The sequence below is a fragment of the Pseudomonas sp. ATCC 43928 genome, from assembly GCF_005938665.2.
In the GTDB taxonomy this organism is placed as follows: domain Bacteria; phylum Pseudomonadota; class Gammaproteobacteria; order Pseudomonadales; family Pseudomonadaceae; genus Aquipseudomonas.
The window spans coordinates 1,657,199-1,669,693 of record NZ_CP041753.1; the positions used below are offsets into that span (position 1 = coordinate 1,657,199).

Here is a 12,495-nt window from a genome sequence, read left to right on the forward strand (position 1 = left end):
TCATGGCTACGCTCGAACTTCGCAATGTAAACAAAACCTATGGCCCCGGCCTGCCGGACACCCTCAAGAACATCGAGCTGTCGATCAAGGACGGTGAGTTCCTGATTCTTGTAGGCCCTTCGGGTTGCGGTAAATCGACCCTGATGAATTGCATCGCCGGCCTTGAGACCATCACCGGCGGCGCGATCATGATCGGTGACCAGGACGTCAGCGGCATGAGCCCCAAAGACCGCGACATCGCCATGGTGTTCCAGTCCTACGCGCTGTACCCGACCATGAGCGTGCGCGAAAACATCGCGTTCGGTTTGAAGATACGCAAGATGCCTGCCGCCGACATCGACGCGGAAGTCGCTCGCGTGGCCAAGCTGTTGCAAATCGAACACCTGCTCAACCGCAAGCCGGGTCAGCTCTCCGGTGGTCAGCAACAGCGCGTGGCCATGGGCCGGGCGTTGGCGCGTCGGCCGAAGATCTACCTGTTCGACGAACCGCTGTCCAACCTCGACGCCAAGCTGCGGGTCGAGATGCGCACAGAAATGAAACTGATGCACCAGCGCTTGAAAACCACCACGGTCTACGTGACCCACGACCAGATCGAAGCGATGACCCTGGGCGACAAAGTGGCGGTGATGAAGGACGGGATTATCCAGCAGTTCGGTACGCCGAAAGACATCTACAACAACCCGGCCAACCTGTTCGTGGCGAGCTTCATCGGTTCGCCGCCGATGAACTTCATCCCCCTGCGTTTGCAGCGCAAGGACGGCCGTCTGTTGGCGCTGCTCGACAGCGGTCAGGCGCGCTGCGAATTGCCGCTGGGCATGCAGGATGCCGGTCTCGAAGACCGCGAAGTGATCCTCGGCATGCGCCCGGAGCAAATCGTGCTGGCGAACGGCGAAGCCAACGGCCTGCCGACCATCCGCGCCGAAGTGCAGGTCACCGAACCGACCGGTCCCGACACCCTGGTATTCGTCAATCTCAACGACACCAAGGTCTGCTGCCGTCTGGCACCGGACGTCGCACCAGCCCCGGGCGAGACCCTGACGCTGCAATTCGATCCATCGAAAGTGCTGTTGTTCGATGCCAAGACCGGTGAGCGTCTGGGCGTTGCCGGCCTGCCAAAAACCGAAGCTCACAGCGCCAACGTGGCCCAGTTCAAAGGCCGCTGAAGATCAAATGTGGGAGCGAGCAAGCCCGCTCTCACAGGGGGGATTAGTGGCGGATGGAGACATCCGTCGCAATCGATGTAAACCGCGTTAGATAAAAACAGTTAATAACAATAAAACGAGGATGTAGGGATGAAGAAGAAGAACAACGCTCAGCTGATCTGCCAATTGTCAGCGGTTGCGGCGATGATGCTGGCTGGTAGCGTACACGCGGCTGACGCGTTCAGTGCCGATTCCCAGTGGATGACGGGGGACTGGGGTGGCGAGCGGACCAAGCTGATCGAGCAAGGTATCGACATCAAGGCCGACTATGTCGGTGAAGTGGGCGCCAACCTGCACGGCGGCTACAACGACGACAAAACGGCGCGTTACGCCGACCAGTTTGGTCTGGGCGTGGCGCTGGACCTGCAAAAACTGTGGGGCTGGGATAACACCCAGGCCAAGATCCAGCTCACCAACCGTAACGGTCAGAACATCTCCAATGACCGTGTCGGTGACCCGCGTGCCGGCACCTTGAGCTCCTCCCAGGAAGTCTACGGCCGTGGCCACATGGTCCGTCTGACCCAGCTGTGGATCAAGCACCAGTTCCTCGACGGGAAACTGGACGTCAAGGCTGGTTACTTCGGCGAAGGCGAAGACTTCAACACCTTCCCTTGCGAGTTCCAGAACCTGGCATTCTGCGGTTCCCAGGCGGGTAACTGGGCGACCGGTATCTGGTACAACTGGCCGGTCATGCAGGCAGCGGTTCGCGTGAAGTACAACATCACGCCTGAGTTCTATGCGCAGATCGGCGCGTACAACCAGAATCCATCGCAACTTGAGCACGGTAACGGTTTCAAGCTCAGCGGCAGTGGTACCAAAGGCACCGTCTTGCCGGTTGAATTGGTCTGGTCGCCGAAGGTCAACAACCTGCCGGGCGAATACCGTGTTGGTTACTACAAGAGCACGGCCGACGCCAATGACGTCCGTAAAGACGACAACGGCAATGATGCAGCGACCACCGGCAATGCCTATCGCAGCCATGACAGCAAGCACGGTTACTGGTTCGTGGCGCAGCAACAACTGACCACCCATAACGGTGATGCTTCGCGCGGTCTGAACATCGCGGCCAACGCCACCTTCCACGACAAGGACACCAACTTCGTCGACAACTACCAGTCGCTGATGTTTGTTTACAAGGGCCCGTTCGATGCGCGTCCAAAAGACGACGTCGGGATCGGTTTCTCCCGTATCCATGTCAACGATGACGTGAAGAAAAACTCCGAGTTGGTCAACGCCGCCAATGGTGTCACCGACTACAACGATCCACTGTTCGCGCCACTGCGCAGCACCGAGTACAACTACGAGATCAACTACGGTTTCCACGTTACCAACTGGCTGACGGTGCGTCCTAACTTGCAATACATCACTCACCCGGGTGGTGTGGATGAAGTTGATAACGCGCTGGTCGCCGGCCTGAAAATTCAGTCGGTGTTCTAACGCTGTTGCGATAGGCTCCTCTCTATGTGCGCATATTTGCGGACGGCCATGGCTGTCCGCTTTTTTTTGGGGGTGGCGCACCCTCGGGTGACAGATGATTTTCAGGACCGTGGCACATGCTTGAGCATCCGCTACAACGCTTCTTCAAATCCTTGCGCGAACGTCCGGTGTTTGCGTGGGAGCGCTATCAGATGCGCGACGTGCTGGTGATCGACCATCCGCTGTGTCAGGCGGTGTTCAGTCGTCAGGGCGCGCAGTTGTTGCACTTCCAGCCAAAGGGTCAGAAACCCTGGTTGTGGTGCGCGGCGAAATGGCCGCACGTGGGTGCGATTCGCGGCGGCGTGCCGGTGTGCTGGCCGTGGTATGGCCGCCACCCAAGCGAAAACGCCTGGCCGTCCCATGGTTGGGCGCGCCTGCTCGACTGGAAGCTGCTCGACAGCAGCAGTGACGAGGATGGCGTGCGCCTGCACTGGCAGTTACAGCTGTGCGACTGGCAAGTGGACTTGCACGCGCACCTGGGCGAACGCATGGATTTGCACTTGAGCACGGAGCATCAGGACGACATGCCGTGCCAGTTGAGTCAGGCGTTGCACGCCTATTGGCGTATTGGTGACGTCGGTGAGATAGCGCTGTCTGGGCTCGAAGGAGCGCAAGGTTACGACCAGTTGAACCGCCAGGCTTGCCAACAGGAAGGCGAGTTGCGGGTCGACGGTGGGTGTCAGCGCGTGTTCCAGCATGACGGCGAACTGCAGCTCAAGGACCACGCCTGGCAGCGCGAACTGTGCATCGACACCGGTGATCATGCGGACACGGTGGTCTGGCATCCCGGCTCGCGGCCATTACTGGGCGTGAGCTGGAACGAGATTTCCGAGTTCGTCTGTGTGGAAGCGGCCAGCGGCGGCACCGACAGCCTGTGCCTGGCGCCGGGGGAGCGGGCGTATCTGAGTTTGCAGGCGCGGGTTGGGGCGTAGCTGATAGTGATCATTCCCACGCAGAGCGTGGGAATGATCGGTGTAGGTTAATTAAACTCATCCCCAATCGGATACCGACTGGCATTGAGGCTTTCCTTGATCTTGCGCAAATGCGGCTGGAAATCCACGCCTCGGCGCAAGGTCATGCCGGTGGCGAGCACATCGAGCACGGTCAGCTGAATGATCCGCGAGGTCATCGGCATGTAAATGTCGGTGTCTTCCGGCAACGGAATGTTCAGGCTCAAGGTACTGGCCTTGGCCAGCGGCGAACCTTCGGCCGTCAGCCCCAGCACCGAAGCGCCGTTTTCCCGGGCGATGCGCGCTACTTCCACCAATTCGCGGGTGCGGCCGGTGTAGGAGATGATCACGAACAACTCACCGGTGTGGGCCACCGAGGCAATCATGCGTTGCATCAGCACATCGGCATGGGCGGTCACTGCCAGGTTGAAGCGGAAGAACTTGTGCTGCGCATCCAGTGCCACCGGGGCCGAGGCGCCGAGGCCGAAGAAGTGGATCTGCCGGGCCTGGATCAACAGGTCGACGGCGCGGCTGATCAGGTTCGGGTCCAGTGCCTGGCAGGCGCTGTCCAGGGACGCGATGGCGCTGCCGAAGATCTTCTGGGTGTAAGCCTCGGGGTTGTCGTCGGCTTCCACCGCACGGCTGACATACGCCGCGCCGCTGGCCAGGCTCTGGGCCAGCTGCAGTTTCAGTTCAGGGTAGCCGCTGACACCGAATGAGCGGCAGAAACGGTTGACCGTCGGCTCACTGACCGACGCGGCCTGGGCGAGGGCGGCGATGCTGAACCGGGTCGCCTGCTGTGGGTTGAGCAGGATCACTTCGGCGACTTTGCGTTCTGCCTTGTTCAGGTCTTCGAGGCGACTCTGGATCTGTTCCAGTAAATTTCGCACGCGGTCCATATGGGGTTCCTAAATTCACCTGCGCAAACAAGCGCTCGGCTATGCAAATTGGGCCTTTGATACGGCCCATAACGGTGGCCTATCCTACTGATGGCTCCGACCGACCACCACTCGGAATCTATATTTTGCGAAAATGTTGTGGTTATTACTACATTTTCCCTTGAGTGATGCCTTGAAAAAAGGTATTTGTAGCTTAACTTGATAAAAGAACAAACATCATGCCTTCGATTACGGTTGAACCGTGCACCTTTGCCTTGTTCGGCGCTCTCGGCGATCTAGCCCTGCGCAAGCTGTTTCCTGCCCTTTATCAACTCGATGGTGCCGGCCTGCTTCATGAGGATACGCGCATTATCGCACTGGCCCGTGAACCTGGCAGCGAGCAGCAGCATCTGGCGTTCATCGCCACCGAGTTGCGTCGCTACGTGGGCGCCAAAGAGCTGGATGAAGCCGTGCTCGAGCGCTTCCTGGCCCGGTTGAGTTACCTGCATGTCGACTTCCTCAAGGCTGACGATTACGTCGCCCTGGCCGAGCAGGCCGGCAGTGCCCAGCGGGTTATTGCCTACTTCGCCACGCCGGCTGCGGTTTACGGTGCTATTTGCGAGAACCTGTCGAAGGTCGGCCTGACCGAAAACACCCGCGTGGTGCTGGAAAAACCCATCGGTTCTGACCTGGAGTCCTCGCGCAAGGTCAACGACGCCGTGGCGCAGTTCTTCCCGGAGAACCGCACCTACCGTATCGACCACTACCTGGGCAAAGAGACCGTACAAAACCTGATCGCCCTGCGTTTCGCCAACAGCCTGTTCGAAACCCAGTGGAACCAGAATTACATTTCCCACGTGGAAATCACCGTGGCCGAGCAGGTCGGGATCGAAGGCCGTTGGGGTTACTTCGACAAGGCCGGCCAGCTGCGGGACATGATCCAGAATCACCTGTTGCAGTTGCTGTGCCTGATCGCCATGGACCCGCCGGCCGACTTGTCCGCCGACAGCATCCGCGACGAGAAAGTCAAAGTGCTCAAGGCACTGGCGCCGATCAGCCCGGAAGGCCTGACCACTCAAGTGGTGCGCGGCCAGTACATCGCCGGTCACAGCGAAGGCAAGTCGGTGCCGGGGTATCTGGAGGAGCCTAACTCCAACACCCAGAGCGACACCGAAACCTTCGTTGCCCTGCGTGCCGACATTCGCAACTGGCGTTGGGCCGGCGTACCGTTTTACCTGCGCACCGGCAAGCGCATGCCGCAGAAGCTGTCGCAGATCGTCATCCACTTCAAGGAACCGTCGCACTACATCTTCGCCCCCGAGCAGCGCTTGCAGATCAGCAACAAACTGATCATCCGCCTGCAACCGGACGAAGGCATTTCCTTGCGCGTGATGACCAAGGAACAAGGCCTGGACAAGGGCATGCAGTTGCGCAGCGGTCCGTTGCAGCTGAATTTTTCCGACACCTGGCGCAGCGCACGGATTCCCGATGCCTACGAGCGGTTGTTGCTGGAAGTGATGCGTGGCAATCAGAACCTGTTTGTCCGTAAAGATGAAATCGAAGCCGCGTGGAAGTGGTGTGACCAGTTGATTGCCGGGTGGAAAAAGTCCGGTGATGCGCCCAAGCCGTACGCGGCCGGGTCCTGGGGGCCGATGAGTTCCATTGCACTGATCACGCGGGACGGGAGGTCGTGGTATGGCGATATCTGAATTGAAACTGCCTCAGGGCGTCAGCGCCCATGAGTTCAAAAAACCGATGCTGCTGGCCGAAGGCCTGGCATTGGCAGTGGCCAAACAACTGAGCGACGCGATTGCCGCACAAGGCACAGCGACGCTGGTGGTGTCCGGTGGACGCAGCCCGGTGGCATTTTTCCAGCACCTGGCCAAGCAGGCGCTGGACTGGTCGAAGGTGGTGGTCAGCCTGGCTGACGAGCGCTGGGTGCCGGTGGAGCATGCCGACAGTAATGCCGGTCTGCTCAAGCGTTACCTGTTGCAAGGTCCGGCGGCCAAGGCCCAGTTCCTGAGCCTCTACAGTGCCACCGCCAACCTGGAGCAGGCCGCCGAGCAGGCTGATCGCTTGCTCGCCGAATTGCCGGCGATCGATGTGCTGGTGCTGGGCATGGGCGACGACGGTCACACCGCATCACTGTTCCCCAACAGCCCGAACCTGGCCGACGCCTTGAAAGTCGACGGCACTCGTCGTTGCTGGCCGATGCTGGCGCCGACCGTGCCGCGTCAGCGCCTGACCATGAGTCGCGCGCTGCTGGCTTCGGCCAGGCACACCGTTCTATCGATTTCCGGTCAGTCCAAGTTGACCACCCTGAGCGCCGCACTGGCCGGTGACGATGTCGCCGCCATGCCGATTCGGGCGTTTCTGCAACCTACGTTAGAGATTTACTGGTGCCCATGAACCAAGGATCAGCCGCTATGACAAACACATCCCCGACCGTTTCCATGGCGGACAAAGTTGCCCTGATCGACAGCCTCTGCGCCAAGGCGCGGATCCTGCCGGTGATCACCATCGCTCGCGAACAGGACGTGCTGCCGTTGGCCGACGCCCTGGCCGCCGGTGGCCTCACGGCGCTGGAAGTGACCCTGCGTTCGCAGTTCGGCCTCAAGGCCATCCAGATCCTGCGCGAAAAGCGTCCGGAACTGGTGACCGGTGCCGGTACGGTGCTTGATCGCAGCATGCTGGCCGCTGCCGAAGCCGCCGGTTCGCAATTCATCGTGACGCCGGGCATCACCCGTGACTTGCTCGAAGCCAGTGTCGCCAGCCCGATTCCGCTGTTGCCGGGCATCAGCAACGCCTCCGGCATCATGGAAGGCTATTGCCTGGGCTATCGCCGCTTCAAGCTGTTCCCGGCGGAAGTCAGCGGCGGCGTCGCGGCCATCAAGGCCCTGGGCGGCCCGTTCGGCGAAGTTAAATTCTGCCCGACCGGCGGCGTCAGCCCGGCCAACATCAAGAGCTACATGGCGTTGAAAAACGTGATGTGCGTGGGCGGTAGCTGGATGCTTGACCCCGAGTGGATCAAGAACGGCGACTGGGCCCGCATCCAGGAGTGCACCGCCGAGGCGTTGGCGCTGCTGGACTGATCTGATTTACCGGATATACCGGATTTACCAAACACTTCGTTGTGTGTTCTACGGCTTTACGGTGCGCTTGGTCGGTGCACCGTTTTTTTTTGCCTGGTGAAAATCCCCATGACTGTCGAAATGCTCTTTTTAGGATCGACATCACGCGATACATAGTTACCGCATCTCGCCGCACGTCCAGCGTTAATCTGCGTTCATCTTATGGAAGAGAGAACGTCATGGACGACAACACCTCGGCTGCATCCCCACTACCGGTTTATCAACTGTCACCCGAGCAGATCGCCGGTCCGTATTTTCGAAATCCAAAACTGATCAGGCGAAACGTCAGCGAAGGCATGGACGGCATTCCCTTGGTGCTGCGGCTCACGATCGTCGATGCCATGACCGGTCAACCGGTTACCGGGGCATTGGTCGATATCTGGCATTGCAATGCGCGCGGGGCGTATTCGGGCTGGAGCAAGGTCAACCCGGACAAGGAAGTCGATGTGGATGATATCGGGTCGATCCCGCGCACCGACGATGACACCTACCTGCGTGGTGGGCAATTCACCGACAAAATGGGCATCGTGCGGTTTACCACTATTTATCCGGGGTTCTATGCCGGCCGCGCTTTGCATATTCACGTCGCGGTACGCATCACAGCCGGTAATAACTATCTGGAAGAGCGGCACGTCGCCTGGGTCGGCCAGCTTTACTTTCCCGAGGTCGCATCAAGGTCGGTGCTCAATGCCCGTGAGTACAGCGGTCGAGCCGTCTCACCGCTGACCAATGCGCAGGATATGTTTTATCAGCGCATGGGCGGCGAGGCCTCGACCCTGAATATTCACACCATCGGTCGAGACTCGAATGAGGACGGCTTTTTCGGGCACATGACCATCGGTGTCGACACGTTTGCGGCGTCATCGCAAATCAAGCCCGAGGACTTTGATAAATACACTGTGTGACGTCAGCGCAATTCGTTCAACGCCCGGGCCAGTACATCCATGTCCGCAGCCATGGTCGTGAGCCCCGGTGTGATGCGGATGCACGGGCCACACGCCGCGCCGCTGCGCGCCACGGTAAACAGGTTGTAGTCGTTGAGCAGGCGCTCGACCATCGCCTGTTGGTCGGCATGCCGGGTAAAGCGCATCGAGGTGATGCCGCAATACAGGCGCGGGTCATCCGGGGTCAGGACTTCGATCCCCGGTAACTCCCGAACGGCATCGACCCAGCGGTTGCGCAGGTAATTGAGCCGAGCGCCCTTGGCGACGGAACCGCCCATGGCCTGATGCTCTTCGAACACCAGCGGCAGGGTCAGCAGGGCCGGGATGTTCGGGGTGCTGTATGGCGTGCGGGCGCGAATGTCGGTGTCAGGGAAATGCATCTCGCCCATGTCCGGGTCGATGTCGGCCAGGCGCTCGGGCGCGATGTAAATGAAGCCGAGAGTCAGCGGCGCACCGATCCATTTGTGCAGGTTGTAGCCGGCGAAGGCGATGCCCAGTTCATCGAGGTTGAACTCGATCTGGCCCAGAGCATGGGCGCCGTCGAGGATTACATCGATGCCATGCTCCCTGGCGGCAGCGGCGATCGCCTGCACCGGCATTACCAGACCGGTGCGATGGGTGACGTGGGTCAGGGCCATCAACTTCAGTCGCGGATAACGTGTGAAAGCTTCGCGGTACGTGGCCAGCAAGCTGTCGAAACTGGCGGGGCGACGGTGCTCGATCTCGATCACTTCCACGCCTCGATAGCGGGCCAGCCAACGCATTGCGCTCTTGACCGTGTCGTACTCCAGATCGCACAGCAGGACCTGATCGCCCGGTTCCAGGCGATTGTAGTTGCGGATCAGCGACTGCAAGCCGTCCGAGGCGTTGCGGGTGAAGGCGACGGCTTCGGCCGGGGCGCCGATCAGTTTGGCCAGCTGCGCGCGAATCTTGACGCTTTCGCCCTGTTCGAAGCGCTGGCGCACATGCACCGAGTTGCCGCGGTTGATGAGCTCGATGTTGCGTTGATACTCCTCGACCACGGTGCGTGACATGCGCCCGAAGTAACCGTTCTCCAGGTTCAGGGGGCCGGGTTCGACAGCGTAGCGGTCGGCAAAGGTCTGCCAAAAGGCTTCATCACGGGCACGGCGGGTGTTATCGGGCATGGGCGACTCGGTGCGATAGGGCGGTTCAGTGACGAGGGGCAGGTTTGCCGTGCTTGGCGCGCAGCGGTTCGAGCAGTTCCGACAGGCCGTTGTGGTCGATTTCCTGCATCAAGGCCAGCAACCCGCCCAGTTCCCCGTGAGGGAAACCTTCGCGAGCGAACCAGTTCAGGTACTGACCGGGCAGGTCGGCGATGATACGGCCCTTGTATTTGCCGAAGGGCATCTCGCGGGTAATCAGCAGTTCGAGCTTTTCGGGATTCATCATCAGTCGTCTTGATTTAGAACAGTCTGGAAAATACAGGCATTCTGCATGCAGGCCAATTGACAGATCATGCAAAAAAAGCGGATACAGATTTCGACTAAAGATTAAATCATTGAAATATAAGTAAAAAATTTCAATTCGAAGCTGGCATGCAGGGTGCAACGATTGATTGCATCTTTCATCAACCGCAAGGAATTGAAAAATGACCGACATTAATAAAGAAGCGATCTCTGTACTCAACGACCTGATTGAAACCTGTAAAGACGGTCAGGAAGGGTTCAAGACTTGCGCTGAAGACATCAAGAATCCCGAACTCAAAAACCTGTTCATTCAGCGCTCCGACGACTGCGCCTCTGCCGCTGCCGAACTGCAGGCCACTGTGCGTTCCCTGGGCGGTGATCCGGAAACCTCCACCAGTGTCAGCGGCGATCTGCACCGTCGTTGGGTGGATGTGAAGTCGATGTTCACCGGCAAGGATGAAGAGGCGGTGCTGAACGAAGCCGAACGCGGTGAAGACCATGCGAAGAAGGCTTACAAGGACGCATTGGATAAAATCAACAAGTACAACCTGGTGGGCATTCGTGACATCGTTGAACGCCAGTATCACGGCGTGCAACGCAACCACGATCAGGTCAAAGCCCTGCGCAACCAGGCTCGCGCACGCTCGTAAGCGTTCGTTACCCATCAAAAACGCCAGCCAGTCTGGCGTTTTTTTGTACCCAGCCTATGGGGCTCCTATGTGGCGAAGGGGCTTGCCCCCGTTGGGGTGCGCAGCGCCCCTGAAACAGGCGCCGCATTCGACCTGATTAAACGCGGTAGCAGGTTTTACGACTGCTTCGCAGTCGAACGGGGGCAAGCCCCCTCGCCACAGGGAAGCTCTCTCATCACAAGGAAGTGATGAATCAGCCGATGCTGATCGCCGGCAACGTCGGCAATGTCACGGTCTGCTGTTTACGCGGCGCCAGAATCTCCGCCTCGCCATCCACTACCAGTTCATCACGCTGATTGAACACTCGGGTGGCGATCCGCACACGAAACTTCGGCATTTTCTCGAGAATTTCCAGGCGCACCGTCAGCGTGTCGCCAATCTTCACCGGCTTCTGAAAGCTCATCGTCTGACCGATATAAATAGTCCCCGGCCCAGGCAGCTCGCAAGCCACCGCCGCACTGATCAACGCGCCGCTGAACATGCCGTGGGCGATACGTTCCTTGAACATGGAGGCAGCGGCGAATTCGGCGTCCAGGTGCACCGGGTTGTGGTCGCCGGACATCGCGGCGAACAACTGAATGTCGCGTTCTTCGACGGTTTTGCTGTAGCTGGCGGTCTGGCCGACTTCGAGGGCTTCGTAAGGGGTGTTGGTAACCTGGGTCATCTGTCTCGATTCCTGTGACGAATTAAATGAATCCACAAAAAAAACTATTCGGCTCTGGGTGGCCGGCGGTTGCTCAAGGCCTGGGCGATCCAGTTCAGCACGTCGGCAGTCACTTCATCGCGATTGCTCTCATTGAACAGTTCGTGCCGGGCCTGCGGGTAAATATTCAAGTGCAGGCTCTGGCAGCCAGCGTCGCGCAGGGCGTGGGCCAGATCTTTCAGACGTTTGCCTTCGCTCACCGGATCACATTCGCCGCCAATTACCAGCAGCGGCAGGCCCGGATCGATCTGGGCGAGATTGGACGCTTTGCTGATTTGCTGCAAGCCGCCGAGCAAATCGATCCATAGCTGATTGGTGCAGCGAAAGCCGCAGAGCGGGTCGTTGGCGTACTTGTCGACCTCGGCCGGGTCGCGGCTCAGCCAGTCAAACGAGGTGCGAGCTGGCTTGAACTTCTTGTTGAACGAGCCGAACGACAGCCATTCGATCAATGCACTGCGACCCTTGGGGCCCTGGCGCAGGCGTTCGAGACGAGCAATTTGCCGCGCTGCGCGATAGAGCGCCACGGGCTGGAAGTTCGAGCCGCTGAGAATCGCCCCGTGCAGGCTGGCGCTGTGGTGCAGCAAGTAAGCCTGGGCGATGTAGCTGCCCATGCTGTGGCCCAACAGCACGATTGGCACGCCGGGATGCTGTTGGCCGATATGTTGGTTGAGGCAGGCGAGGTCACCGACCACTTTGCCCCAGCCATCGCTGTCGGCGAAGTGGCCCAGGGTGCCGTTTTCAGCGGTTTTGCCATGTCCACGCAGGTCCGGTGCGTAAACACCGTAGCCCTGTTCGCAGAGCTTTTCTGCCAGGCGAGCGTAGCGACCGCTGTGTTCCGCCATGCCATGGGCCAGCAGGATCACGGCTTTGAGCGGTGCAGTCGGCAGCCACTGGTTGACGAAGAGGCGGCTGCGGTCGCTCGCGGTCAGCCAGAAAGTGTCATGGATCATGGCGATTCCTTTGCATGGGACTGCATGCGGCATGGGCGTCGTTGCATTGTATAGCGCATCCCGCGCGCGCCGTCTGATCAGGCAGCGCCGGGGCAGCAAGATTCACGGGATCAATGAGGACTGTGCGCATATTTGCCTGATTCAC

General features: G+C 59.5%; 13 protein-coding genes. 8 read left to right on the forward strand and 5 right to left on the reverse strand.

What is annotated here, in order from left to right; translation table 11 throughout:
- Window positions 1–2 precede the first annotated feature (2 nt).
- The 3 genes from FFH90_RS07425 to FFH90_RS07435 all read left to right on the forward strand — a co-directional run bounded on the left by FFH90_RS07425 (window position 3) and on the right by FFH90_RS07435 (window position 3,610).
- Window positions 3–1,163, forward strand: coding sequence for an ABC transporter ATP-binding protein (locus FFH90_RS07425; protein WP_018926468.1), 1,161 nt, complete (start codon window positions 3–5; stop codon window positions 1,161–1,163).
- A 129-nt stretch (window positions 1,164–1,292) separates the two neighbouring features.
- Window positions 1,293–2,639, forward strand: a complete 1,347-nt coding sequence (locus tag FFH90_RS07430; RefSeq protein ID WP_018926467.1) for a carbohydrate porin — start codon at window positions 1,293–1,295, stop codon at window positions 2,637–2,639.
- Window positions 2,640–2,755: 116 nt separating this feature from the next.
- A complete protein-coding gene (locus tag FFH90_RS07435; protein ID WP_138866920.1) occupies window positions 2,756–3,610 on the forward strand; it encodes a D-hexose-6-phosphate mutarotase in 855 nt (284 codons plus the stop codon).
- 47 nt (window positions 3,611–3,657) lie between these two features.
- Here FFH90_RS07435 and FFH90_RS07440 read toward each other — a convergent pair whose 3' ends face one another.
- Window positions 3,658–4,518, reverse strand: coding sequence for a MurR/RpiR family transcriptional regulator (locus FFH90_RS07440; RefSeq protein WP_172901244.1), 861 nt, complete (start codon window positions 4,516–4,518; stop codon window positions 3,658–3,660).
- 227 nt (window positions 4,519–4,745) lie between these two features.
- On the opposite strand from FFH90_RS07440, the gene zwf reads away from it, so the two are divergent.
- From zwf to FFH90_RS07460, 4 genes are all read left to right on the forward strand, one after another.
- Window positions 4,746–6,215, forward strand: a complete 1,470-nt coding sequence (gene zwf / locus FFH90_RS07445) for a glucose-6-phosphate dehydrogenase (RefSeq protein ID WP_018926464.1) — start codon at window positions 4,746–4,748, stop codon at window positions 6,213–6,215.
- A complete protein-coding gene (gene pgl / locus FFH90_RS07450; RefSeq protein WP_018926463.1) occupies window positions 6,202–6,915 on the forward strand; it encodes a 6-phosphogluconolactonase in 714 nt (237 codons plus the stop codon). Before zwf ends, pgl begins: the two co-directional genes overlap by 14 nt.
- A 17-nt stretch (window positions 6,916–6,932) precedes the next feature.
- A complete protein-coding gene (locus tag FFH90_RS07455) occupies window positions 6,933–7,598 on the forward strand; it encodes a bifunctional 4-hydroxy-2-oxoglutarate aldolase/2-dehydro-3-deoxy-phosphogluconate aldolase (RefSeq protein ID WP_018926462.1) in 666 nt (221 codons plus the stop codon).
- A gap of 218 nt (window positions 7,599–7,816) precedes the next feature.
- Window positions 7,817–8,542, forward strand: coding sequence for an intradiol ring-cleavage dioxygenase (locus FFH90_RS07460; protein ID WP_018926461.1), 726 nt, complete (start codon window positions 7,817–7,819; stop codon window positions 8,540–8,542).
- 2 nt (window positions 8,543–8,544) lie between these two features.
- Here FFH90_RS07460 and FFH90_RS07465 read toward each other — a convergent pair whose 3' ends face one another.
- A complete protein-coding gene (locus FFH90_RS07465; RefSeq protein WP_138866921.1) occupies window positions 8,545–9,726 on the reverse strand; it encodes an aminotransferase class V-fold PLP-dependent enzyme in 1,182 nt (393 codons plus the stop codon).
- A 25-nt stretch (window positions 9,727–9,751) separates the two neighbouring features.
- Window positions 9,752–9,988 carry a DUF3820 family protein gene (locus tag FFH90_RS07470; RefSeq protein WP_007949456.1) on the reverse strand — a complete coding sequence of 79 codons (237 nt, stop codon included), beginning with the start codon at window positions 9,986–9,988 and terminating at the stop codon, window positions 9,752–9,754.
- A 202-nt stretch (window positions 9,989–10,190) separates the two neighbouring features.
- Here FFH90_RS07470 and FFH90_RS07475 point away from each other — a divergent pair, with 202 nt between their 5' ends.
- Window positions 10,191–10,658: a PA2169 family four-helix-bundle protein gene (locus FFH90_RS07475; protein ID WP_111454769.1), complete on the forward strand. Its 468-nt coding sequence runs from the start codon at window positions 10,191–10,193 to the stop codon at window positions 10,656–10,658.
- Window positions 10,659–10,890: 232 nt separating this feature from the next.
- Here the strand turns inward: FFH90_RS07475 and FFH90_RS07480 are convergent, their stop codons facing one another.
- Together FFH90_RS07480 and FFH90_RS07485 are read right to left on the reverse strand one after the other, a co-directional pair.
- On the reverse strand, window positions 10,891–11,361 hold the full coding sequence (locus tag FFH90_RS07480) for a MaoC family dehydratase (protein WP_018926458.1): 471 nt from the start codon (window positions 11,359–11,361) through the stop codon (window positions 10,891–10,893).
- A gap of 44 nt (window positions 11,362–11,405) precedes the next feature.
- Complete coding sequence (locus FFH90_RS07485) at window positions 11,406–12,350, reverse strand: alpha/beta hydrolase (protein WP_018926457.1); 945 nt, start codon at window positions 12,348–12,350, stop codon at window positions 11,406–11,408.
- Window positions 12,351–12,495: the final 145 nt, after the last annotated feature.

What these genes read in the sequence shown, in the direction of transcription:
- FFH90_RS07425 (WP_018926468.1), top strand. Translation starts at nt 3, where the DNA reads ATGGCTACGCTCGAACTTCGCAATGTAAACAAAACCTATGGCCCCGGC.
- FFH90_RS07430 (WP_018926467.1), top strand. Translation starts at nt 1,293, where the DNA reads ATGAAGAAGAAGAACAACGCTCAGCTGATCTGCCAATTGTCAGCGGTT.
- FFH90_RS07435 (WP_138866920.1), top strand. Translation starts at nt 2,756, where the DNA reads ATGCTTGAGCATCCGCTACAACGCTTCTTCAAATCCTTGCGCGAACGT.
- zwf (WP_018926464.1), top strand. Translation starts at nt 4,746, where the DNA reads ATGCCTTCGATTACGGTTGAACCGTGCACCTTTGCCTTGTTCGGCGCT.
- pgl (WP_018926463.1), top strand. Translation starts at nt 6,202, where the DNA reads ATGGCGATATCTGAATTGAAACTGCCTCAGGGCGTCAGCGCCCATGAG.
- FFH90_RS07455 (WP_018926462.1), top strand. Translation starts at nt 6,933, where the DNA reads ATGACAAACACATCCCCGACCGTTTCCATGGCGGACAAAGTTGCCCTG.
- FFH90_RS07460 (WP_018926461.1), top strand. Translation starts at nt 7,817, where the DNA reads ATGGACGACAACACCTCGGCTGCATCCCCACTACCGGTTTATCAACTG.
- FFH90_RS07465 (WP_138866921.1), bottom strand. Translation starts at nt 9,726, where the DNA reads ATGCCCGATAACACCCGCCGTGCCCGTGATGAAGCCTTTTGGCAGACC.
- FFH90_RS07470 (WP_007949456.1), bottom strand. Translation starts at nt 9,988, where the DNA reads ATGAATCCCGAAAAGCTCGAACTGCTGATTACCCGCGAGATGCCCTTC.
- FFH90_RS07475 (WP_111454769.1), top strand. Translation starts at nt 10,191, where the DNA reads ATGACCGACATTAATAAAGAAGCGATCTCTGTACTCAACGACCTGATT.
- FFH90_RS07480 (WP_018926458.1), bottom strand. Translation starts at nt 11,361, where the DNA reads ATGACCCAGGTTACCAACACCCCTTACGAAGCCCTCGAAGTCGGCCAG.
- FFH90_RS07485 (WP_018926457.1), bottom strand. Translation starts at nt 12,350, where the DNA reads ATGATCCATGACACTTTCTGGCTGACCGCGAGCGACCGCAGCCGCCTC.